Genomic DNA, 24,596 nt, shown 5'->3' on the forward strand with positions numbered 1-24,596 from the left:
GTAAATCAAGACTAGCCGTCATCGTAACACCCATGACACAGGTACAAAACATCAATGATAAGGATATAAGATGAACGTATTGATTACAGGAGCAAGCGCAGGTTTTGGTAAAGCGCTGGCCGAGCGTTTGGTTGCCAATGGTCATCGCGTGATTGGCTGTGCCAGACGCTTAGACAAACTAAATGCTTTAGCAGACACTTTAGGCGAAGCATTTTTACCTGTGGTCATGGATGTGAGTGACACGGCTACTATCCCGCAAATCATTGCTGATTTGCCTGCTGACTTTAGTCAAATCGATGTCTTGGTCAATAACGCTGGGCTAGCGTTAGGTACAGAGCCTGCGCACAAGGCAAATCTTGATGACTGGATGCGTATGACTGATACCAATGTGAAAGGGTTGATGGCGCTAACCCATGCAGTCTTGCCAGCGATGGTGGCGCGCGATAGCGGTTATATTATCAATGTTGGTTCAATCGCTGGCAGTTGGCCTTATTTTGGTGGCAACGTCTATGGTGCGACCAAAGCCTTTGTCAAACAGTTTAGCCTAAATCTGCGCGCGGATCTCATCGGTACGCAAGTGCGCGTGACCAACCTTGAACCGGGTAATGTCGCGGGCACTGAGTTTTCAAACGTCCGTTATCATGGCGATGACGATAAAGCCGCCAAGGTTTACGACGGCTTTAAAACCATGACCGGCGATGATATTGGCGATATTTTATTATGGCTGATTGAATCGCCTGCTCATATTAACGTCAATCGTTTAGAAGTGATGCCAGTTGCGCAAACTTATAACGGGCTGACGATTGCTAAGCAAGATTCTTAAAGGTTTAGCCGAACATTTGGCTCACTAACGTAATTCATAAGACCGAAGCAATATAGATTCCTCTATATTGCTTCTTTTTTTGCCTTTGATATTCATCTCATTAACCAAGCGTAAATCCTGAAAGTCTAAAATCAATACCTCATTGCGCAAACGCTCGCTAGTACGTTTATTATGGCGTATCGGAAATCCTAATACTTGCTTATCCCTAATCACTACTTGATTGATAATCATGGTCGGATTATTCATCATAACTTTCCTACTCAGCTTTTGCGCATTAATCACGGCAGTGGCAGGATTAACAGTGGTGCTTAAAACCTTTGTCTGACGCACAATTTTTGGCAAATTCCCTGCAAAAAACAAGACTTGCTCTAGCGGCAAATACTGCGCGTGACGCATCAATTCCTGACGAAACAGCGAAGGCATATCAATGTTGAAACTGTCTTCTGTTTGCTGAGAAAACGCCGTAAAATTACGCTGTAAATAACGCCCAAATACGCTGCTATTAATCCACTCTTGATAAGTATCATTAGCTAGTAACTGCCTAGTGAAAACATCGGCATCTGGCGTAATATCCGCTGTCAGCATTGCCATCAATAGCGCCTGTGGATTGGTAAATGTTTGCTGCTGCCAAAATTGTGGATATAGGCTGCTATCAAGCAATGGTAACGTCAGCTTGTTCATGCCTTAATATCCTTATATTTTACTTACTGACGTTTGATTCGATTGGTCAAAGTCTATGGCAAGTCACTACTTTTAACCCTAAACAGCTTTTATGCTATGGTTAATTACCTGCTTTAATATAGCAGTCTTTTAGAAATGAGATAAAGACTTTTGCTACGATACATTTTGGCTAAATCGACTTGGTACAATCGTTTAATGAAAACAAGGTACATTGCCTTATGAAGAAAAACTTAATCAACTTGCCTACTAACTACCAGTTGAAAACGATTGATATCACTTTAACTGACGGTACGTTGCTACCAGTGTCAGTCATAGGTAGTGGCAAACCTGTAATATTACTGCATGCTTATGGTATGGACGCGCGTGAGTTTTTGCCATTTATTTTACCCTTGGTTGGCAAGTATGCATTTTACCTGCCGCACTTACGAGGATTTGGCGCTGCAAAAGATATCGACCTCACCCAGTTTGATTTTGTGCGCCAGTATGCCGATGATATCAGCATTGTGATTGAGCAAATTTGCTTGGCACGCAATATAGAATCGTTGCCAGTTGCCGCTATTTCGATGGGCGCACAAGTAATGTGGGCGTATTTTGAGCGTTATGGCAGCGCGAAAATCAGCCGTTATTTGAACATCGACCAAAGTCCTGCTATCCATAATCAGCCTGATTGGCGAGGTGGATTGTTTGGCACGCGCCAGCAAGAAGTATTCGATATCTTTCATGAGATAATTGATAAGACTTTGCCTTATGCTGACGTCAAAAGCTTTACCCATCTGCCTTTTGCCCTGAAACGCCGTGCAACGGATGTCGAACGACTGTTCTCTCTCTTATCCGTCAATCGCACACGCTCGAAAGCGTTTATACAAGTGATGACTTATAAAAATGACCCCAAACTTGCGCTTTATAAGCACAGTATTTGGCATCATAAAATGCGCTGCTTACAAGCTTATTTGACATTACCCTATGACTTTCGCGGTGCGATAGAGCGTGTCACTATTCCAGTGGTCAACCTCATCGGTGGTCGCTCCAAACTTTACGATGGTAAGTGGCAGCAGAAAGTCACCCAAATGCTACCCAATGCAACTGAGGTCGTGTTACCGCGCTCAGGTCATGCGATACCGATGGATGAGCCTGTTGGGTTTTATAAAGTATCAAAAGGGTTTTTACAGGATTAGTTGTTCATTTATATAAAAAAAGCGACCCGTTGAGGTCGCTTTTTATTTGAGCAATAAAGTTTAATCATTAATCAGCTAATGCTTTGGTCAGCTCAAATCGCGGCACTTGCTTACCCTCAACTTCAACCGTTGCAGAAAACATAGATAACGGTCGTACCCATACGCCATACTCACCATATAGGCAGCGATAAACGACTAAGGCTTCCTCAGTTTCTGAATGCTGCGCGGTATGCAAAACTTGGTAAAGGCTGCCTTTATAGTGGCGGTAAATACCTTGAGGGACACTTTGAAGTTGTTGAGTCATAATTTTATTACTTGTATCAATTATTATAAAAGCTTAGTGAGCGTCATTAAGCTTTTTCGTCAGCGCTAATTTTACGGGTGGCCATTCGGATTTTATTAAACTATACATCACTGTATCTGAAATAACACCATCACGGCGTACTCGATTACCTCGAATCACCCCATCTTTCTTAGCACCTAAACGTTTAATCGCTTGTTGTGAACGGTAATTCCCAATATCCGTGCGCCAGCCTACGGTTTGATAGTCTAAAGTTTCAAATATATGAGTTAGTAGCATGAGCTTACAGGTCGTATTGACATGCGTTCGCCAGTACGACTTTGCATACCAGGTATAGCCAATCTCTAGACGTTTTGCAAAAGGTAAAATATCGTGGAAACTTGTTGATCCAATCGCTTTTCCAGTTAAGTCATCAATGACGACAAAGGCTTTTCTATCAGCCATTGATGTTGCGGTATTAATATAGTCAATAACCTTGTCTGGCTCAGGTACTGATGTCTCATTTATTTTCCATAGTTCACCATCTTGGCAAGCTTCGGCTAAGTCAGTTGCATGACTTAGCGTCAACGGCTTAAGGGTAATGCCATTACTTGATAACGTAGGAAGGGCTAACATATACTTCTCCTTAAGCCATAATGAACTTAGAAACTTTGGCTACCTAACTCAATTTTTTAACTACCCTACCGTCACTTTCGCATAAGCCTTTTTGCCTGCTTGAATGACGACTGTCTGACCAGACGTTAAGCTAAAGCCTGCATCAACAACTTCGCCATCTACTTTCACCGCGCCACGTTTAATCATATCTTTAGCAGATGAGCTATTTTTAGCCAATCCAGCTTGGTTGAGTACTTGAGTAATAAATAGCGCCTCAGCACCTTCCAAATCTAACGTCACTTCTGGCAAATCAACAGGCAGTTCACCATCAGCAAGTACGTTACCTGCTGACTTGTGTGCAATGGCGGCAGCATCGGCATCGTGGAAACGCTCGATTAATTCTTCAGCAAGAATACGTTTGATTTCTTGTGGGTTGCGACCGTTTTCCATCTCTGCCATTAACGCTTCGACTTCTTCCATTGGCTTAAAGCTTAAAAATTCAAAGTAGCGACGGATTAAGGTATCTGGCATTGACAGCAGTTTTTGGTACATGGTGCCCGGTGCATCGTAAATGCCGACATAGTTGCCAAGAGACTTAGACATTTTATTAACACCGTCTAGCCCTTCTAAGATTGGTACGGTGATACAAACTTGTGGCTCTTGACCATAGCGACCTTGCAGGGTGCGCCCCATTAGGATGTTAAAGGTTTGGTCAGTACCACCAAGCTCGACGTCCGCTTTTAGCGCGATAGAGTCATAACCTTGCACCAATGGGTAGAGAAACTCATGGATAGCAATTGGCGTTTGCGCGGCATAGCGTTTAGAGAAATCATCGCGCTCAAGCATACGTGAGACGGTCAATTGGCTAGAAAGCTGAATCATGTCACCCGCTGACATATCCTTGAACCATTCGGAGTTAAAGACAATCTTGGTTTTTTCTTTATCCAAAATTTTAAAAACTTGTTCCGCATAAGTCTGTGCGTTGACTTTGATTTGCTCATCGGTCAATGGCGGACGGGTGCTGTTCTTACCAGACGGGTCACCAATCTTGGCAGTATAATCACCGATTAAGAAATAAATCTCATGACCCAAGTCTTGAAAATGTTTGAGTTTATTAATAAGCACGGTATGACCTAAATGCAGGTCAGGTGCAGTAGGATCAAAGCCTGCTTTGATACGTAGCGGACGATTGAGTTTCAGCTTTTTAACCAAATCTTCTTCAGATAGGATTTCTTGCGTACCGCGTTGGATCAAGGCAAGCTGTTCTTCTAGGGTGTAGGTTTGCGTGGTCATGATGCTCTCTTTATTGTCTTTATTAAAAGGGTAACGCGTTTGGGCTATTTAGAATCTCATAGCCAGTAAAAGATGTTAGAATTTGAGAGATATACTAGCGTTTTTTAAGGTAAATTGCCATGACCAAGCCCGTATCGATTGACGATATTCAGAATACTCCTGACACAGATTTAAGTTTAGAGATAAGCTTAGATAGCCGTCTAGATAATATTGACGATTTAAACTATGCCACCTTGACCGATGCACTCGAGCAAACCGTGTTTGAAAACTTCGATGATGGCTTATATATCGGCATGATGTCTGGTACCAGCTTAGATGGGATGGATGCGGTTCTTTGTCAGTTTAGTAGTGATAGTAGTGCTGAAACAGATACCCAGCAACCGATGCGACTGTTAGCAACTCATAGCCAAGAGTTTCCGCCGCGTTTGCGTAAAGTGTTATTGGCTTTATGCCAGCCTAATGGTGTTCAAGAATTAGTACCTGCAGAGGGTGAGCCAAACAGCGAATTAGACTGGTTCGGTTGGGCAAGTAAAGAATACGCTGAATTTGCCAGCAAGGTGGTCAATAATTTATTGCAGCAATCGAATACTGATGTAGAGTCAGTGTTGGCGATTGGCTGTCACGGTCAAACGGTACGCCATCGTCCGCAACTGGGCTTTAGCTTGCAATTGGTCGATGCCAATATCATTGCTGAGCGTACTGGCATTAGCGTCGTCAGCGATTTTCGCCGCCGTGATATGGCGGTTGGTGGTCAAGGAGCGCCATTGGTTCCAGCTTTTCATCAAGCGTTATTTGCCACGCCTGATAGCACGCGCGTGCTATTAAATTTAGGCGGTATTGCCAATATCACAGTCTTGCGAGCAAACGATAGTCCTGCGATTGGTTATGATACGGGTCCTGCCAATTTATTACTCGATGCGTGGACAGCATTGCATACTGATAAAGATTATGATGATGGCGGCGCGTGGGCGCAGTCTGGACAAGTGATTGAGCCGCTACTTAATCAGCTAATAGAACATCCGTTTTTTGCGCGAACGTATCCAAAAAGCACTGGGCGTGAAGATTTTAACTTAGCATGGCTACAGGATGAGCTGCAAAAGTTCGATCAGGCATCTGCCCATATTCGCTATTCGTCAGCGGATGTGCAGGCAACGCTTACTGAGCTGACAGCGATGAGTGCCAGCATGCAAATTAATATGTTTATTAATGCTCATGAAAATAGCTCGGTTTACGTCTGTGGTGGCGGTGCATTAAACGATTATTTAATGACTCGCTTGCAAGCGCATCTGCCCCATTGCACGGTAGAGACCACTGCCAACTTAGGACTGAATCCAGCGTGGGTCGAAGCCGTCGCCTTTGCATGGCTGGCACGGCAAACACTAATAGGTGAAACGGGTAACTTACCAGCTGTTACCGGCGCCAGTAAAGGCGTGGTTTTGGGTCAGGTTTGTTTCGCCTGACTGGTCAAATTTTAGTTTACACACGTGCACTTATGTGTTTTATAATGAATTCTGAAATACCCTCCTCTTAGGACTCGTAAGTACAGGATATATCGCATGAGCCAACACAGCAGTTCACTTACTGATCAAGCTACCAATGATGCTAGCGCAACAGCAGAGCATCAACCGCGTCAGAAACCACCGCACTATGAGCGTAGCGATGACTTGCGCGTCGTAATTACGGGTATGGGTGCGTTGACACCTTTGGGACTCGACGTCGATAGCTCATGGACTAAGCTGCTCAATGGTGATAGCGGCATCGCGCCAATTACACATTTTGATGCTACTGGCTATCGCGCTCAAATTGCTGGCGTGGTCAAGGATTTCGATGCCAAGCAATATATGAATGCCAAAGACGCGCGACGCTATGATGAATTTATTCATTATGGTATTGCCGCCTCTAGTATGGCATTACAGAATGCTGGTTTTATCGATGAAGTAAGTGCTGCTGATGCGCCCGTACATGGGGTTAATCAAGAACGATTTGGCATTATTTTAGGCTCAGGTATTGGTGGTATCCAAACCATTGAAAACAGTCGCGATATGCTACGAGAAAAAGGCGCTATGAAAGTTTCGCCCTTTATTATTCCTGGCTCTATTGTGAATATGGCAGCAGGCTTAGTGGCGATTAAACATACCTTAAAAGGTCCCAACCTTGCGACATCGACGGCTTGTACCACCGCTACCCATGCGATGGGGCTCGCTGCACGTTTGATTGCTTATGGTGACGCCGATGTCATGCTAGCAGGCGGTAGTGAAAAAGGATCAAGCCCACTTGGCATATCAGGTTTTGGTGCCATGCATGCCCTCTCAACTCGCAATGACGAACCGACCAAAGCCTCGCGTCCCTTTGACAAAGACCGTGATGGTTTTGTGCTCGGTGATGGCGCGGGTATGGTGGTACTAGAAAGCCTCGCTCATGCCAAAGCACGCGGTGCAACCATACTCGCTGAACTGGTCGGCTTTGGGATGAGTGATGATGCCAGTCACATCACCGCGCCGCCTGAAGATGGCAGCGGTGCGGCGCGAGCGATGCGTAATGCCCTAAATGATGCTGGCATCGAGCCGTCGAGTGTTGGTTATGTCAACGCTCATGGCACCAGCACCCCTGCGGGTGATGTCGCTGAATCGATCGCTATTGAAACCGTTTTTGCCCTAGTCAAAGACCGCATTTTGGTCAGCTCAACCAAATCTATGACGGGTCATTTGCTTGGTGCCGCGGGTGCTGTTGAAGCCATATTCACCGTTCTTGCCCTACAGCATCAGCATGTGCCACCCACCATTAATTTGGACAATGTGGAAGACAACTGTAACCTCGACTATGTCGCCAACCAATCGCGCAAAGTTGAAAACCTACAGTATGCCGTATCCAATAGCTTTGGCTTTGGTGGTACCAATGGCTCGTTAGTATTTGCGCGCTGGCCCGTGAATCATTAAGGTATAAAACTCACCATATCGGTTGTTGTAACCTTGGTGTCAGATTTGCTACGTTTGTCCACTTGCAGCCCCTTATCGTATTTGCGTATGATAAGGGGTAATTTTTGGAACATTTATGGACGATACCATGTCAAGCTACTCATTTTCCCATCAGTTTTACCAGCGCTGGACGTGTGCGCCTGAGCCTATTCGCGCAGCAATTACCCAAGAGCTAAAAGACATCACCACCTTACTGCAAAACGATACCCCATTTGAAAGCTTTGTCTTTAATACTCATGATTTGGATACCCACATCGATGAGCTCTACGAAAACCATGAAGCGGAGCAAGCCATCGCTAAAGCCATTACTGACAAAAAGGCCGAAGAGCAAGCGACTGCTGAAAAACAACAGCGAGAAGAACAACAAAAAGCAAAAGCGGCAGAGGATGCCAGATTAAAAGAAAGTGCTAGATTAAAAGAAGAAACCAAACTTCGTGAAGCAGCAGATACCGCGCAAAAAGAACAACAGAAAACTGAGCAAATAGCCGCTGAGAAGAAGAGTATTTCTGATAAAACGACCGCTATGAATGCCAATGATGCGAGTGATTCAGAATCGCTTAGTATTGATAACACGGTTGAAAAAAACCAAGATGTTGAAAAATCGGCTGCGACGCAATCTAATACTGATGATAACCTTGTTACCAGCTCTGAGAACAAAACCATCAGTGAACATGCTAATGTCGCTAATGACAAGCATATCAATGACGATCACAGTATAAAAGCGGTCAATGACAAAGCCAGTGCCGCCATCAAACTGGTACTGAAAGATGCGAAACTGAGTACCACGCATCAAGAGATGATCCGTGAGTTGGAAATGCAAATTGATGACTATCTCAGTGAGCAAATGATGCTGATGTCTGAAAATTTAAAATCTTGGTTACGTGCTGAAGTGACTCAAAATCTAAGCGAAGATGAAGCAGGAACTGACAAAGAATCGAAAAAAAGCTAAACGCTGCTCCCTACGCATCACCTTTTAGCAATAAATCCTCAGTAATAAATTCCTAGTACTAAAAAACCCCCGTAAACTTTACGGGGGTTTTTTCATTTTAGCTTCGTCGATATGAGCGTTTACATTAGATAGCCTTAGTCCGCTCAGTCAGCCAGTCAAGTGCCGCACCTTCAACGCGGTCTTTTAGCTCTGCATAGACTTGGCTATGATAATTATTCAACCAATCAATTTCGATTTGAGTCAATAATGATGACTCAATTAAACGGGTATCAATTGGGCAATAAGTGACGGTCTCAAAATTAAGAAAATCGCCAAATTCCGTTTCTATAGGCTGGGCAACACGTTTATTAACCATCAGGTTCTCAATACGAATACCGTATTTGCCTTCACGGTATAGACCTGGCTCATTACTTGAGATCATGCCCTCTTTCATCGCACGCTCTTTCGGCATGCTAGCGCTATAAGCAATCACTTGTGGGCCTTCATGGACGTTCAAGAAATAACCAACGCCATGACCAGTACCGTGACCATAATCCATCTGTGCCTGCCATAATGGTGCACGGCATATCGCATCGATGAGTGGTGAAGCGATACCATCGGGGAAATGCGCTTTGGCCAAGGCAATATGGGCTTTGAGTACGGTGGTAAAGTCACGTTTGTGTTCGCTGCTTACCTGTCCAATACCGACCACACGCGTGATATCAGTCGTGCCGTTTTGATATTGAGCACCTGAATCAATCAGTAACAATCCACCTTCGCCCTCGACCACATCAAGGTAGCTGAATTTTTCTGGTTTTGCGCGATAATGTGGCAGTGCACCATTTTCATTAAAGCCTGCGATAGTCGGGAAACTTGGCGATACATAATGTGGCTGCTGACTGCGCACTTCGATGAGCATACTATCGACGTCCAGCTCGCTTAAACGCTCACCGTTTGCTAAACGCTGCTCAAATGCAGCAAAAAACTCACTTAATGCCGCGCCATCTTGACGCATGGCTTCACGCACATGGTCGATATCAGCGTCAGATTTAACCGATTTTAGCAACGTACTTGGCGCCATTTGCTCAATAAAACCTATGCCATCGCCCATTTTAGATAACGTACCCACTGCCACTTTACTTGGGTCTAATAGCAATAAGTCATCGGCGGTCAATGTGCCCAACGCATCTTGCACAGCGTCATAATCAGCAAGGGTGATACCGCTGTCTTTTAAGATTTGTGCTATCTCGCTATTGACTTTATTATTATCGATAAACAATGTCGCGTCATTTTCGCTAATGAGCATATGTGCCAAAAACACAGGGTTATAATCAACATCAGCGCCGCGTAAATTGGTCAACCAAGCAATATCGTCTAAGCTTGAAAGCAAGTGATGGGTTGCGCCTGCCTCAGCCATACCTGCGCGTACAGCGGCAAGTTTTGAGGTAGCAGACTGCGCAACAAACTGCGCATCGTGTTGATATAGACTGGCAGTAGGTAGCGCTGGACGATCGCTCCATATTTCTGTCAATACGTCACGCTCAGTGATTAAGGTAATGTCATTGGCATCAAAGGCATTTAACAATCTATCTTGCTCAGAGATAGACAATACATTGCCATCGACTGCCACGCTATCGCCTTCTGCTAAGTGCTCGGCGAGCCAATCAATATGATTCGGCTGACCCGGTGCAAGCTTCTCTAAGCTAATACCAGTACCTTCTAATTGGTCAGCGGCATGTACCCAATAGCGGCTGTCCGTCCATAATCCAGCAAAATCAGCGGTAACAACGAGCGTACCGACTGAGCCTGTGAATCCTGATAACCATAAGCGAGCTTGCCAATATTCTGGCAAATACTCAGATAAATGCGGATCAGCAGACGGTACGATAATAGCGGTCAGATCTTGTGCTACCAACGCCTGACGTAGGCTGTCGATACGATCGTGGATGCTTTGTTTATTCATAAAAGGTGTCCTTATTGATTTTAAAAAATAAGATTTGGAAAAATCATATTGTGAGGCGACTATGGATAGTCGTCTTATTTGAGCGAGTAAACTGTTTTAGGCGTTTGCTATTTATCATTCACTGAATGCTTAGCATCTAAACAACCTTCGTAAGACGCTCAATGTCTTAAAAATTAAAATATTGTCAATGAGCAGATAAATGAGGCTAGCTATTTTTAGTAGCATTACAGCAGAGCATTATTAGATGTTTGGGCGGAAAGCGGACTTTCAATAGCGTGGGGGCAATAACTTACTAAGTGTCACCATAAAACGTGCTACCAATCATGGTAACACGTCTCGCCATCTAACATTTTTGCTGGTATTGCTATTGATACTAAATCACGTTAACCGTGTCTCTGAATTAGCTCAGCTTATCTGCACGCTCGCTTTTTTGCAGCATATTATTGATTGGTTTGGCTAATGCCAATAAGACAACGGCTGTGACCACCAAAAAGATCGTCATCATCGTAAATAAGCCCGGCAACCCTTCGATCTTATCCGCTGATACTTGACCACCAAAGAACGCAGCAACCAAATTACCTAAAGCGAGAGAAGCAAAGAAAAGCCCCATCATCTGACCTTGCATGCCTTTTGGCGCAAGCTTAGTCATTGCAGACAGACCAACAGGACTGAGCGCCAACTCACCAAGGGTCAGCAATAATAAACTACCCACCAACCATAAAGGTGAAGCCAATCCACCATCGCTAGTCAAAATGCTTTTTGAGGCAAATATCATCAAAGCAAAGCCTGCAGCGGCAAACAACATACCAAGCGCAAACTTTACCATACTATTTGGCTCAAGACCTCGATTGGCAAGCTTGACCCAGACAATGCTGATGATCGGTGCTAATATTAAAATAAATAAGGGATTAAGCGACTGGAACCAAATACTAGGCACTTCAAAGCCTAAAACATTCAGGTCTGTATAGCGATCAGCGAACAGGTTAAAAGACGTTGGCTGCTGCTCAAAGCTTGACCAAAATAGCGTCGAGCCGATGATTAAGATAAAACAAATTAACAAACGCAGCTTGTCAGTTTTGTCCAATCGCGGTGAAATAAACATGACAGCAAAGTATAGTATGACGACTGCTGCAATGAGGTAAGTCATATACTGAGCAACCATTTCAGGGTTAAATGGCATAATACCAGTCGACACTAAGACAGTAATGGCAGCAAGTAGCGCGAGAAACCCGCCAACCCAGCGACCTACATTTTTGAAACGTCCAGTCGTTTGTTCCCATTCAGGCGTAATGTTTTTGGCCCGAGCATAACGATTTAAGGTTTTTTTAGCTGAAAAACGATAAATCAATAGTGAAGCTAACATGCCAAGACCACCGACACCAAAGCCTACATGCCACATACCTTTTTCTTTAAATACGCCAACGATAAGGGCAGCCAGTAGCGCACCAATATTGATACCCATATAAAATAGAGTAAAGCCACTATCACGGCGTGCATCGCCTTTGGGGTATAACGTTCCGACCATCACGGAGATACAGGTTTTAAATAAGCCTGAACCGAGAACGATACACATCAAACCCACAAAAAACAGCGTCATCCCAAACATAGCGGATAGTGCGATACACAAATGACCAAGGGCGATAATAATACTACCCCACCAGAGTGCGCGCTCTTGACCGAGCCAATTATCAGCCAACCAGCCACCCGGTACTGCCGCTAAATATAACGAACCAGCAAAAATACCATAGATAGCAGAAGCTGTGACCTCATCGAAACCAAAACCGCCACTACCGACGGTCGCTACCATAAATAATACTAATAGTGGACGGATACTATAATAAGAGAATCGCTCCCACATTTCTGTGAAAAACAATGGACGTAGCGGCTTAGGGTGCCCCATAAATCCATTATCTAGTGCTGCCAATTCAGCAGCACTAACCTCTGACTTTGATTCTGTACTCATAACTTTATTCCTTTAAAGACCACTGTATTAACGACCAAATATATAATTATCCCGACAAGCGGTCATATAGGCGCATCATTGTTTCACTTGGATATAATCAAGTAAAGAAATAATTGGTCAATAATTACACAAATACCCACAAAAAAGCCCGCTATCATTGGCTGAAAGCGGGCTTTTATTTTTAGCATCAATGGCATTGATGACGACGCTGTTGTGCTTATGGTATTACAATAATATCGCCATAATACTTAGGTTTTAAGCAAAAACACTTAGGTTTTAAGCGAAAATACTTGGACTTTAAGCAAAGCGGTTTGTCGAGCCATACTTTAAAAGTATAGCATCGACTTACGTATATTACTGTGCGGCTACCGCTTCATCAGTGGTATCACCCGCTTCCAAATCACCGTCTGCTTGCTCAGCCGTTAGATCAGCATCTGCAACCGCAGTTTGACTAACTGTACCAGAAGCAGTTGCAGTACCAGCTTCTGCGGTAACCACAGCGCTATCAGTATCGGTCGCTGGAGTGACGCTTGCATCTGCAGCAGTATCAGTCGCCGTAGCATCCGCGGCTACAGGTGCTGTTTCAGCTGGCGCAGTGTCTTCAGCAGCAATCGCTTCTGCTTCATCAGCTGCCGCTGATGTTTCGGTCGTCTCAGCAGTAATGTGCTCGCCTGCTGGACGCAAAAATCCAGAAATACCAATAAGTAAGACGATACCTAAAAATAAGGCAACACCGCCTAAAGCAAATAAGAACTCTTTCTTAGGGTTGTTTTCGACAATATGTTCTGACATACCTTATCCACCTTGCACAAAATATTTAAAATATTGGTCTATTATATCGCAATTCGTACCGATTTGTTAAAACCCTTAAGTATTTAAAGGATTTATTATCAACAAACTTTGCCACTCGCTTTTGTGGTTAATTCTCATAACTCATTCGAGCGATTCATTATCACTGGTAATAATAGCCAATTATTTTAGTGACTTACCCAAACGCGGTTGCGGCATCCCACGCTTACCAAAGTAGCTCAAGACAAGTAACAGCGTAATGATAAAGAGAATCGGATAATTACCGAAGCTCATAAAAGGTGTATTACCAACCCGCGCCTGAACATCCCCGCGCAATACGGTGCGCTCAAACTGCGGTGCACGCTCGACGATACGACCTTTATGATCGATGATCGCGGTCACGCCCGTATTGGTCGCGCGCATAAACCAACGCCCATTCTCTAGCGCGCGCATCTGTACCATTTGCAGATGTTGCAATGGACCTGCCGACGTACCAAACCAAGCATCGTTTGAGATGGTCAATAAGAAGTCCGTACCAATCGCGTTTTTACGAGTGGTATCAGGGTAAGCCACTTCATAACAGACTGCTGAGCCCAAATTATGACCACGTACACGCAGCGGTGATTGGTTGTCACTACCACGACTATAGCTCATGATTTCTTGGCTACCAGCAAGATTTGGCAAGATATCTAACATGCCTTCGAAGGGAATATATTCACCAAATGGTACCAGACGCTGCTTTTTATACATCCCCTCAGCATCACTACCTAGCGCAACCACGCTATTATAAAATGGCGGATATTTATCCGTTTTTGGGTCAAAGTTTTCTAAATCTCGATAAGGAATACCTGTTACCCATGTGGTATCTGTTTCTTTGGCCATTTTAACCATTTCACTGATAAAGCCAATCGCTTCATCTTGGAACATAGGAATCGAGGATTCTGGCCATAAGACGATATCGCGATCCCACTCAGTACTTGTCAGAGTTGCATAAATCTTTAAGGTTTCTATTTGATATTCGGTGAGCCATTTTAAGTCTTGTGGAATATTACCTTGGATTAAGGACACGGACAAATCAGGCGTGCCTTTTGGTTTCGTCCATTGCGGATTCATCAACCATAACGCGCTGCTAATTACCAACAATGCTATCGACGGAATCATATAACCACCACGCCGACGCAATAGCTCAACCAAACTGGCTGCCAATAATACCGCCACAAAAGACACTGCAAAGACGCCAGCGACTGGTGCTAATGACGATAACCAATACTGCTCCGTAAAGGCATAACCGACAAACAACCACGGAAATCCAGTGAACAGCCACGTTTTCAGCCACTCTTGGAGTATCCATAGCGCCGCAAACGACAACGGCTGACGACCGACCATACGGTTGAAAACCAACGCCAAAAAGCCATGGAATAACCCCATACCTAGCCCCATCAGCGCAATCATAATCAGCGCAAGCCATGCTGGCGTATCGCCATAAACATGAATAGAGGTGTATAACCAAAATGCACCAACGCACCAAAGTCCCGTACCGTAAGCCTGACCGATAAGAAAAGCACGCTTGCCACTCATATCAGGCATCAGCAAGGCATATAAAATAGCAGGCGACACTAGCGCCAGTGGCCAAATACCATAAGGCGCCAGTGCAAATATAAACACCGCCCCTGCCAGCAACGCAATCAATACCGTCAGCGCTATAGGCAAACCCTTTGGCTTGTCAGGGTTCAGGCGTTTTTGTAAATCAACAGTAGACAGGCGCATAGCAGTTATCCAAAACCATATTTTTCAAAATTTTAAGCGTCAACATTCAGATGAAAACCAAGCTGAAGCAGACCGTATTGTGTTTTTTACAGTATCTAAAAGTTAAACCCGCCCATGATACCAGTCTCAACCCATTAATAGGTAACATTGCGTAGCAAATACCCAATAGCAAACACAAAAAAAACACGACCGCAATCGTGTTTTTTTGAGTATATCAAACAATGTTTAGGTCGCTATCGACACATCAATGACTGCCTATCAATATTTGCTGATCAGGATTGATTTTGGTGAGCTCAAGATTTTGGATAAAACGCCCTTCAACATCAGTAATAGTGATTTTCCAATCATCTATCACCACGCTTTCACCTTCCAAATCACCCACATAACCAAGCGCCTGCATGACTAGACCACCCATGGTGTCGACATCCGTATCATCAAAATGACTGCCAAGCTCATCATTACAGTCTTCAATCACGGTAGACGCTTGCACACGCCACGTATTTGGTTTTTCAGGATCAGCGACAATATTGTTGATATCACTGTCTTCATCGAAGTCATCATGCTCATCAACGATGTCGCCGACGATCTCTTCAAGCAAGTCTTCCATGGTAACGACACCGCCAAAGTTGCCGAATTCATCGACGACAATCGCCATATGTACTTGGGTACGCTGCAATGAGCGTAACAAGGTATCAGAACGTGCCGTCTCACTAATATATAGCGGCTGACGTACCAGATCTCTCAAACGTTTGCTATCGATTTTATCTTCTTGATCGCGCACCATATGCACAAGAATAGGAATCAAATCTTTGGCCAATAAGATGCCAATGACGGCATCATCATCTTGACTGTCAAAGACAGGATAACGCGAATGGGTGGTCTCAAGGATGATATCCATCACCTCAGCGAGACTGGTGCTTTCATGCAGCCCAACCACTTGCGGACGCGGAGTCATAATTTCGCGCACTTGTGTCGCAGGCAGATCCAGCACGCCTTCCAACATATCGACGGTATCAGGCTCTAAGAACTGGCGCGAGTCTTGTACCAGACGAATCAATTCGTCACGGGTTTCGGGGGCGGTCGATAGCCAGCGTTTTAAGCCGCGCATCGACCAACTACTCGGGCTGGGAGTGTCGTCAGACATGGTGATGTGATTTAACCTCTTTAGTTAATAACAATTAAAATAATACGTAATAACAGACGTAGATGGGGATGAATACAGCAAATAAAACAGATCTTTGATTATTAAATTATAAATAGAGCAGATCAAAGTAGCTTCACTTTAGCGCAAGGCTCACCGACATTCAACGATAAATTCACTCAAATTGTATTGTCAGTACGTTATAAACTTTGCTATGGTCAAAGCCTTCACACACCAAAGCACACCCTATGTCGCTACGTTCCTTTTTCTCTCGCCTGCTCACGCCGCACTCACATAGCCATCGTTCAGATAACGGCTTGGACACGCTTGAGCCAAATAATCATGGTTCGGATAGACACGGCTTAAAAAATAACACTGCTAATGGTCGCCAACCGACACCTACATGGCGATATTATCTTGTACAGTTTTTCATCATTATTACCTTGCTACTGTCAGCCGTTTGGTTATTGCTGGCGATTTGGTATCAGTTTGGGGCAGGCTCTGCCATCACTTGGTTAGCCGCACTTTTCATTGTTGGTGTACTGACAGCCTTACTAAGCGTTCGCTATTGGCCGAAAATCGCTCAGCGCTTTGATAATAGACAAGGCAGCAGTAAACCATGGAGCAACAAAGCAACCATAAATAGCAAGTCAGCAAATAAATGGTTAACCGCTTTATATGGCGCTATTTGGTTGGTAGGCGTTGGCTGGTTTTTTTCTATTGAACCCCAACAAGAGCGCGACTGGATGGCTGAGGTAAGTAAAAGGGTCACCTATGAGCGCGATGCAACCAATCCTGACTTAGTGACCCTAACCAATGTACGCAACTTTGATTGGCATACCGACACGGAGGCGACCGAACGCTGGGACACACGTACCATTGATATGTCCAAACTATCTGGCGTCGATGTCACCAACTCTTACTGGATGGGTCCACTGATTGCTCATACGTTGGTCAGCTTTCGTTTTGAAGATGATAGACCGCTTGCTTTCTCGTTTGAGATTCGTAAAGAAGAAGGCGAGTCGTTTTCGGCATTGGCAGGGTTTTTTAGACGCTATGAGCTGAGCCTGATTGCCGCAGAAGAGCGCGATATTATTTATACCCGAACGAATGCGCGTGGCGAGCAAGTTTATCTATTTCCCGTTAGCAACTTGCAGCAGCACGAGGTCAAGTCACTATTTGAATCTTATTTAACCGCTGCCGATGAATTGAATGCCAAGCCTGCTTGGTATAACACATTACTCAGTAATTGCACCAATATCATTTTTTATATGGCGCGTATCGTCAGTGGCGATCGCCTGCCGTGGGATTATCGGATTTGGGTCTCTGGCTGGCTGCCAAATTATCTATATGATGTCGGTATGCTTGACGCTAATCCAGAAAAGACTGGACAGCCGTGGTCAATGGATACATGGTACGAGCGTACCCATATCAACTCAAAGGTTAAAGAATTCAATAATCAAATCAATCTAGAGTCTGGCGTTAATAGTCACAAAAACAGCCGCGAGTTCTCTGAGCAAATTCGTCAGGATATTCCTATCCCGCCATTGGCTGACACGCAAGAAGATGCTGAGGCAAAAGCCAAATCTGCGGCTCAGGTTTCTTATTAAAATCAAGTAGCATTGTACTTTTACCCTGCAATAATACCAACGTCACTAATGTCACCGATTTCAGTAACTCTCAGTATTATCAAGGCTTAACCCAGCTGATCACCCGCTCCTCCATCGCTTCATCAGACATACCAGTCTCAGAAACACAGCGCCCTGCCACGCCAACATTGGCAGCACGCATTTGTTGCTGCGTTACCACTGCATCTTGAGTCAATAACAAATGCCAACTTGGCAAATTTTGTCCTTTATACAGACGCTTATAGGCGCAGTGCGAAGGCAACCACATCATCTGCGGCAGATTGTCCATGGTCAGCTGAATACAGTCGGGCACATGCTCTTGACGCGTGGCGTAATGCTGGCAATAACCCGTCGTACAGTCCATTAGCTGGCAAGTCACATCGGTATACTCGACCAACTCTTCATCCACATCACCATGCTCATCTTCGTCAATATACTTAATCAAACAGCAGCTGCCACAGCCATCACACAACGCTTCCCATTCGCTATGATTGAGTTCTGACAATGCAAAGCGCGACCAAAATTTCGGACGCAATGTGTCATTGATCTTACTGTCATGGTCGCTGTTGCTTTCATTACCACTGTCAGGAAATAAGCTCACAGCTGATTTTTCCATGACTTTGAGCGGCAAAGTTGCGTCAGAGTCTAGATGGGCTGCACAGTTGTTTAACAAGTTTAGTGTCATAAAGGTGCCGTAGCATTTTGATAAAGAGCGTTACAGTATTATAGCTGTTTTTGCCTAGGTTGAGCGTTAAGGTAGTAAAAGTAAGAAAAACGATGTCGCAAAAACACAGACAAATAACCTTTATAACGTAAAACTCCTCACATAAAAAAGGATAATAATATGTCAATTAAGACTTTTGAATTAATCAGTACCACCGAAAACGGTGTCCAGCTTATCAGCTATGTGGCATTGCCAGAAAATGCATCTGACGACCATCCTGTTGCGGGAATTTTAGTAGCGCCAGAATGGTGGGGCGTGGTTGAGCATCCAAAATCAGTGGTCGAGCGCTTGGCAGAAGCAGGTTATGCCGCCGTCGCAATGGACGTGTACGGTGAAGGCAAGCTGACCACCGATGCTGCACAAGCGAATATGTGGATGGAGCAAGTATTAGAAGATCAAGATATGCTGATGGCACGCTGCCGCTTAATCCTTAATGACTTTAGCGACCAACTAGCCGTTGATGGTGACAATCTAGCAGCGATTGGCTTTTGCTTCGGCGGTAAGGTCGTCCTCGATATGGCGCGCGAAGGCATGCCATTAAAAGCGGTCGCCACTTTCCATGGCAATCCAACACCAAAACAGCCAGCGGATAAAAACTTCACCGCTAACGTATTGGTTGCTCACGGTCGCGATGATTCAATGGTATCAATGGAAGCAATAGAAGGTCTAAAATCAGAACTAGATGCTGCTGGCGTTGACTATATTATCGATGTTTATGACAACGCTAAACATGGCTTTACCAACCCACATGCCGATGAGCGCGCTGCTAAAAATGAGGTTGATCTTGGCTACAACGAAGCCGCTGCTAAGCAAAGCTGGGAAAACATGCTTGAATTTATGGAAAACAACTTAGGTAAATAATCTTTGAATCAGGCATATCAATAGCTGTTTTCAGGTTATTAACACACTATTTATTAACCCAATATATAGCAGAGTGCGCCCGCCGCACTCTGCTTTTTTTATCGTAAACAAATCCATATTGGTCATCACACACTTACAAAGGCTTACTATTGGTAAGGATTTAAGACGCTAACATGGTTATTGTACAGTCGTGATTCATATAATCGGTCACATCACTTGCTGATAGCTCTCTAATCACTCACTAATAATAAGGTAAAATCATGAAAACCATCCAACAACTATTCGACTTTCATCATAAAACCATCATTATCAGTGGTGCAGCAGGCGCTATTGGTAGCGAGGCGGCACGGTTTTTAAGCTCATTAGGAGGCAACATTGTCCTCGCTGATTTAAATGAAGATAAAGTGAAGCAACTTGCCGCTGATATCGAAAAAGAAACAGGCAATGCAACCTTAGGCATGAAAACCGACTTTACTGACGAGACGCAAATTGCAGCCTTGGTCGATGCAACTATTGCAAAATTCGGCAAGATTTCTGCGGTAGTCAACAACGTCGGTTGGGGTGCAAATACGCCCTTATGGGAATCTACCACTGAAAAAATGGTCAATGCGTATAAGCTCAACACCTTGGGATCTTATCATTTGACTCGTTTATGTATGCCGTATTTAAAACAAGAAGAAAACGCCTCTGTGGTATTTTCTGGATCCATGGTTGGCAATACACCATCGCCAGAATTTATCGAATACAGCACAGCTAAAGCGGGCTTGCTAAATATGGTGAAAAGTATGGCGGTCGCATCAGGTCCTGAAGTGCGCTTTAACTCACTAATCATCGGTACAGTAGATAATGGTGCTTCCTCTGAAGAAGCTGGTTATACCCAAGAAATGATCGATAATGTGGTCAAAGGTATCGTCCTAAAACGACGTGGCGTGCCAGCAGATATCGCTCAAGCGATGGCGTTTTTGTTAAGTGATGCAGCGTCTTGGATTACTGGTGCTGAACTGACAGTCAATGGCGGCGGTGTTTACAAAAGCAAAATGCCAACCTCATAAACTCAGCCATCACTTTAATCATAAATTTATAAACGATACATAATAGGGCGTGTTGAGCATTCGACCATACTGGGTAGGATTTTATCTACTCAGTATTTTTTATGCATAAACCTACCCGCTTAGACTTGGAACATACACCATGGCAACAACATTAAACGCAAAATTGCTAAAAGGCGCTATGCTTACTGGCATAATCAATGCCTTCATTAACGGCGGCATACAATATTTCTTCTTAAAAACATACTCATCAATCGCAATATCTGTTGACTCTATTACCAATAATGAAGACACAGTGCTCGGTACCTCCGTTACCTTATCGATTACGTTAGCCATGATTTTAACTATGGTGGCTTATTTTGGTATCAAAGAAAAAAAAGTAGCCTTCTTCCCAACTGCTTTTTGGTTGACGATAAAGCATGGATTTTTTACCTTTGGGGTATTAATCTCTCTTGCTGTACTATGGCAAAAATACGCAGGTACGGTCGAAGTATCTTTGATTTCAGCTTTAATTATTATCGGTGTTATTGCAGGTATCGTCTCAGGTATGGTGAATTATCTAACCTTGCGTGAATGTACATTATCAGAAAGACATAAATTATATGCCGCATAAATATCTTAGTTTATAAAGCATCAAGGTCAGCTCAATGATAGTGAACGAATAATCTTGGGCTAATCCTTTTATTTTGATGAGCGCTTTGCTTGTGTTTGCTTTGAAATCGAGTCATCATCAAGCCATCAAATATTGAGTAACGGTGTGGTAGCGCTATGTCTGATATCAGCGGGTTTGTATTGCTTGTTTGTCTAGTAGTGATTATCGTTTTTTACCATAAACTAAAGCGACGCGTTGATCAGCTTCAACAAGATATCACGCAACTGCAAGATGAGTTACAAGCGCAGCAACACCGTGTCAGCTCTATGAGTAATAACGCCGATAATGATGTAGACGCTCATACTGAACCAATGACTCAAACGCTAGCTGAGACTCACTCGCCCCAACCTATTATCGAGGAGCTATTTGACTCAGCACCTCCTTTATTTACTGCTACGATTCACCCGAAACCAGCCCCTTCTCCAAAAAAACCATCGCCCATAGAGCCGGATGAACGCTCACTGCCTATCGTCACTTCGCTGATTCACTCTATCAAAAACTGGTTTTTTGGCGGCAATCTAGTCGTGCGCGTTGGCGTGATCGTCCTACTTATCGGTGTGGTGCTACTACTTCGCTTGTTAAGCGACTATATCGAAGTGTCGATAGCGTCCAAGCTTTTAGCGATAGGCATCCTCGGTTTAGGTCTGGCAGCATTAGGTCTAAAATTGGCAAAAAATCGCTTTGCTTATGGCATCACCCTGCAAGGCGCAGGCTTAGCGATTGCGTATTTAACGACCTTTTTTGCCTATAGCGTTTACCAAGTCTTGCCTAGTCTACCGAGCTTTATTGGGCTTGGGCTATTATCTGCGATTACCATTGCCCTTGCCGTGCGTCAAAACGCTTTTCCACTGGCTTTGTTGGCATTATCGGGTGGTTTCTTTGCGCCTATTTTGACCAGTGAAGACACGGGCAGTTTGGTGGTATTGTTTAGTTACTATCTACTATTGAACGTGACGATTGCGATTATTGCGCATTACCGCCCGTGGAAAATACTGAATTTATTCGGTGTCACTATGACCTTTGGATTGGCTTACTACTGGGGCATCAGTGAAAATTTGAGCACAGTCATTGAGGCGCAGCGCTGCTCTTTAGTCCTACTGGTCACCTTACATTTACTGCTATATCTGTTTGTCGTCATTCGCTACGCCCAACAAATCATTGTCTACAATACCCTTAATGAAACAGACATCATCCAGACAGAGAGCGCAGACAACGTAAAACATCTAGATAGCGTTCAGGCAAGATATAATAGCTATGTATTCCCTATTGATACTGGCTTACTGTTTTCAGTGCCGATATTAGCCTTTGGTTTATTTTCGGCATTATTAGATGACATTCCTAACGCCTTAACCATCGCTAGTGCTATTTTAGCCACTGTTTATTTAGGACTCGGCGGGTTGTTTGTGCAGCGTAGCCAGCGTTATGCCTTAATCACCGAGGGCATGCTAGCTTTAGGGTTTGGCTTTTTGGCGTTGGTCATTCCGCTGGCATTAGATGCTGAATGGATTGCCTTTGGCTGGTCAGTACAAGGACTGGCGCTGGTCTGGTTTGGACGGCGCTCACTACGCGCATGGTCAGTGCTATTTGGTTCGTTATTGCAGCTAATCAGTATAGGTATGCTGATGGTAAAAGTGGTCTTCGCCATTCAGGATTATCCGACATTGGCCTTAACCATTTCGGCTATGACTTATCTAGCCACTGTATTTATTTTACGCACGAACAACTCTCCAGCTATGCTAAATGATAGTTTGAACGAAGACTTAAATGATAGCTTAGATAATCATTCAACATATTCTCAAGAGCAAAACGCCACGCCAGATGCGATAGCAACCTATGCCGACGCATTAGGTATTAGCACTCATGCCGCTCAGCAATGGCTAACCTCAATCAACAGCCACAGCACAGTATTTAATCTTGTTTGGCACAGTCCTATACTTATAAGGTTTTTGACCTTTACGGCTATAGCGTGGCTACTACAAGTGCTGCTGCTTGATTTTAACCAGTGGTTCACCAGTTGGACACTGGCAACGACGACCATGATTGCACTCGCAGCACTGGTTAGCCTTGCCATTTATTGGACAATCAATCGTTATCGCTCGTGGATAGAAATCAGACAACTTAGCCATGGCTTATCGATCGTCTTTTATCTCATGCTCGTCCTGCAATTGCCGCAAAAATTCGAGTTTCATTTAATATGGCAAGGAGCAGATTGGCTACTATTGACTGGTCTAATCATTGGTTGGTTGATTATCGGACAGTTGTGGTTAAAGACATGGTACGACCATTCCGAGTTGTCACGCTACGATAGTGCAAGCTGGCTGGGAGCTAGCATTCTAATCATTGCTGCCGCCGCCCACTATGGACTAGCAGATTCCGCTGGCGTGATGGCTGTCTTGATGCCAGCCATTTTAATATTGGCCGGATTATGGCGCTGTCATCGTTATGCTTACTATCCCAAGCAAAATACGCGTACAAACAAGGCATTCAAGCAAAGCCCACTGTACTGGTTTGATTGGCAACAAGCGCTATTGAGCTGCACGGCTATCTTTGCTCCCATTGCCTTAGGTTGGGTCATCATTACCAACTGGTCTTATGATGGTGTGATTTGGGGACTGTCATATTTTCCGCTATTGAATTTATACGATATCACCTCATGGCTGACGCTATTGGTTGGGTTTAGTCTATATTATATGAGCCAACATCGCCGCGATGAGAGTATTATCGAATCAAGTGCAGCTCCCCAAACTAAGCGTATATTTACCGCAGATTATTTATTGGTTATGTTGGGACTTATTAGCTTTTGGCTGATTTCCAGTATGTTGGTCAGAACGCTACATGCCTTTATCGGTACACCGTTGTGGGACAGCGCTCAGGGCGGCGCATGGAATAGCGAGCAAGTGCAGACAGGACTGACCATTTTATGGACGCTCTTAGCTTTAGTCGCCACCATCGTCGCCAGTCGCTATTGGCAGCGGACGCTTTGGTTTATGGGCATCGGGCTATTAGGTATTGTCGTACTCAAACTGGTAATAGTTGATTTGTCACAGACCGAAGCAATTTGGCGGGTGATATCTTTCCTCGGCGCAGGCAGTTTAATACTATTAATTGGTTATCTTGCACCGTTACCTCCTGCCCGCGATGAAATAGAAAATCCAGCTCAAGAGTAACCGCGCATCTGGTTGGGCGAAATTGTAGCGTGAGCAAGGTGGTTCTGTAGTAAACTGGACACCATAAAAAGTAAATGACGATCGTCTTACTTTGCGCATTTTTTATAAAAGGTTATGAAAGC

Annotated in this window: 20 protein-coding genes; 10 read left to right on the forward strand and 10 right to left on the reverse strand. The window is 44.2% G+C overall.

What is annotated here, in order from left to right; translation table 11 throughout:
- Nucleotides 1–70: 70 nt before the first annotated feature.
- Nucleotides 71–823: an SDR family NAD(P)-dependent oxidoreductase gene (locus JMW64_RS12335; RefSeq protein ID WP_060491932.1), complete on the forward strand. Its 753-nt coding sequence runs from the start codon at nt 71–73 to the stop codon at nt 821–823.
- Between the two features lie 24 nt (nt 824–847).
- Here JMW64_RS12335 and JMW64_RS12340 read toward each other — a convergent pair whose 3' ends face one another.
- On the reverse strand, nt 848–1,504 hold the full coding sequence (locus tag JMW64_RS12340) for a hypothetical protein (protein ID WP_201554915.1): 657 nt from the start codon (nt 1,502–1,504) through the stop codon (nt 848–850).
- A 218-nt stretch (nt 1,505–1,722) separates the two neighbouring features.
- Here JMW64_RS12340 and JMW64_RS12345 point away from each other — a divergent pair, with 218 nt between their 5' ends.
- Nucleotides 1,723–2,679, forward strand: a complete 957-nt coding sequence (locus JMW64_RS12345; protein ID WP_201554917.1) for an alpha/beta fold hydrolase — start codon at nt 1,723–1,725, stop codon at nt 2,677–2,679.
- 67 nt (nt 2,680–2,746) lie between these two features.
- On the opposite strand, the gene JMW64_RS12350 is transcribed toward JMW64_RS12345, so the two are convergent.
- From JMW64_RS12350 to tyrS, 3 genes are read right to left on the reverse strand one after another with little or no spacing between them, the layout of a single operon-like run.
- Nucleotides 2,747–2,983 carry a DUF1653 domain-containing protein gene (locus JMW64_RS12350; protein WP_201554918.1) on the reverse strand — a complete coding sequence of 79 codons (237 nt, stop codon included), beginning with the start codon at nt 2,981–2,983 and terminating at the stop codon, nt 2,747–2,749.
- Nucleotides 2,984–3,016: 33 nt separating this feature from the next.
- Nucleotides 3,017–3,595 (reverse strand): GNAT family N-acetyltransferase, encoded by a 579-nt coding sequence (locus JMW64_RS12355; protein ID WP_201554919.1) that lies wholly within the window; start codon nt 3,593–3,595, stop codon nt 3,017–3,019.
- A gap of 60 nt (nt 3,596–3,655) precedes the next feature.
- The gene (tyrS, locus tag JMW64_RS12360) at nt 3,656–4,867 is read right to left on the reverse strand and encodes a tyrosine--tRNA ligase (RefSeq protein WP_201554920.1); all 1,212 of its coding nucleotides are present in this window, start codon (nt 4,865–4,867) and stop codon (nt 3,656–3,658) included.
- Between the two features lie 119 nt (nt 4,868–4,986).
- On the opposite strand from tyrS, the gene JMW64_RS12365 reads away from it, so the two are divergent.
- From JMW64_RS12365 to JMW64_RS12375, 3 genes are all read left to right on the forward strand, one after another.
- Entirely contained in the window at nt 4,987–6,327 is a 1,341-nt protein-coding gene (locus tag JMW64_RS12365; RefSeq protein ID WP_201554921.1) for an anhydro-N-acetylmuramic acid kinase, read from the forward strand.
- A 96-nt stretch (nt 6,328–6,423) separates the two neighbouring features.
- On the forward strand, nt 6,424–7,803 hold the full coding sequence (fabF, locus tag JMW64_RS12370) for a beta-ketoacyl-ACP synthase II (protein ID WP_201554922.1): 1,380 nt from the start codon (nt 6,424–6,426) through the stop codon (nt 7,801–7,803).
- Between the two features lie 115 nt (nt 7,804–7,918).
- Complete coding sequence (locus JMW64_RS12375) at nt 7,919–8,791, forward strand: hypothetical protein (RefSeq protein ID WP_201554923.1); 873 nt, start codon at nt 7,919–7,921, stop codon at nt 8,789–8,791.
- A gap of 124 nt (nt 8,792–8,915) precedes the next feature.
- On the opposite strand, the gene JMW64_RS12380 is transcribed toward JMW64_RS12375, so the two are convergent.
- The 5 genes from JMW64_RS12380 to JMW64_RS12400 form a co-directional block, all read right to left on the reverse strand.
- On the reverse strand, nt 8,916–10,733 hold the full coding sequence (locus JMW64_RS12380) for an aminopeptidase P family protein (RefSeq protein ID WP_201554924.1): 1,818 nt from the start codon (nt 10,731–10,733) through the stop codon (nt 8,916–8,918).
- A 400-nt stretch (nt 10,734–11,133) separates the two neighbouring features.
- Entirely contained in the window at nt 11,134–12,696 is a 1,563-nt protein-coding gene (locus JMW64_RS12385) for a peptide MFS transporter (RefSeq protein ID WP_109592090.1), read from the reverse strand.
- Between the two features lie 354 nt (nt 12,697–13,050).
- A complete protein-coding gene (locus JMW64_RS12390; protein WP_060491940.1) occupies nt 13,051–13,488 on the reverse strand; it encodes a hypothetical protein in 438 nt (145 codons plus the stop codon).
- 180 nt (nt 13,489–13,668) lie between these two features.
- On the reverse strand, nt 13,669–15,252 hold the full coding sequence (lnt, locus tag JMW64_RS12395; protein WP_060491941.1) for an apolipoprotein N-acyltransferase: 1,584 nt from the start codon (nt 15,250–15,252) through the stop codon (nt 13,669–13,671).
- 244 nt (nt 15,253–15,496) lie between these two features.
- On the reverse strand, nt 15,497–16,396 hold the full coding sequence (locus JMW64_RS12400; protein ID WP_045445952.1) for a CBS domain-containing protein: 900 nt from the start codon (nt 16,394–16,396) through the stop codon (nt 15,497–15,499).
- A gap of 245 nt (nt 16,397–16,641) precedes the next feature.
- On the opposite strand from JMW64_RS12400, the gene JMW64_RS12405 reads away from it, so the two are divergent.
- A complete protein-coding gene (locus JMW64_RS12405; protein WP_201554925.1) occupies nt 16,642–18,003 on the forward strand; it encodes an Lnb N-terminal periplasmic domain-containing protein in 1,362 nt (453 codons plus the stop codon).
- Between the two features lie 79 nt (nt 18,004–18,082).
- Here the strand turns inward: JMW64_RS12405 and JMW64_RS12410 are convergent, their stop codons facing one another.
- Nucleotides 18,083–18,568 carry a YcgN family cysteine cluster protein gene (locus JMW64_RS12410; protein ID WP_227694261.1) on the reverse strand — a complete coding sequence of 162 codons (486 nt, stop codon included), beginning with the start codon at nt 18,566–18,568 and terminating at the stop codon, nt 18,083–18,085.
- Between the two features lie 297 nt (nt 18,569–18,865).
- Here JMW64_RS12410 and JMW64_RS12415 point away from each other — a divergent pair, with 297 nt between their 5' ends.
- The 4 genes from JMW64_RS12415 (at nt 18,866) to JMW64_RS12430 (ending at nt 24,474) form a co-directional block, all read left to right on the forward strand.
- Nucleotides 18,866–19,606 (forward strand): dienelactone hydrolase family protein, encoded by a 741-nt coding sequence (locus JMW64_RS12415; RefSeq protein ID WP_201554927.1) that lies wholly within the window; start codon nt 18,866–18,868, stop codon nt 19,604–19,606.
- A gap of 260 nt (nt 19,607–19,866) precedes the next feature.
- Nucleotides 19,867–20,658, forward strand: coding sequence for an SDR family NAD(P)-dependent oxidoreductase (locus JMW64_RS12420; RefSeq protein WP_201554928.1), 792 nt, complete (start codon nt 19,867–19,869; stop codon nt 20,656–20,658).
- A 139-nt stretch (nt 20,659–20,797) separates the two neighbouring features.
- A complete protein-coding gene (locus JMW64_RS12425) occupies nt 20,798–21,268 on the forward strand; it encodes a hypothetical protein (RefSeq protein WP_201554929.1) in 471 nt (156 codons plus the stop codon).
- 155 nt (nt 21,269–21,423) lie between these two features.
- Nucleotides 21,424–24,474: a DUF2339 domain-containing protein gene (locus tag JMW64_RS12430; protein WP_201554930.1), complete on the forward strand. Its 3,051-nt coding sequence runs from the start codon at nt 21,424–21,426 to the stop codon at nt 24,472–24,474.
- Nucleotides 24,475–24,596 lie beyond the last annotated feature (122 nt).

It is taken from the genome of Psychrobacter immobilis, assembly GCF_904846065.1.
In the GTDB taxonomy this organism is placed as follows: domain Bacteria; phylum Pseudomonadota; class Gammaproteobacteria; order Pseudomonadales; family Moraxellaceae; genus Psychrobacter; species Psychrobacter immobilis_H.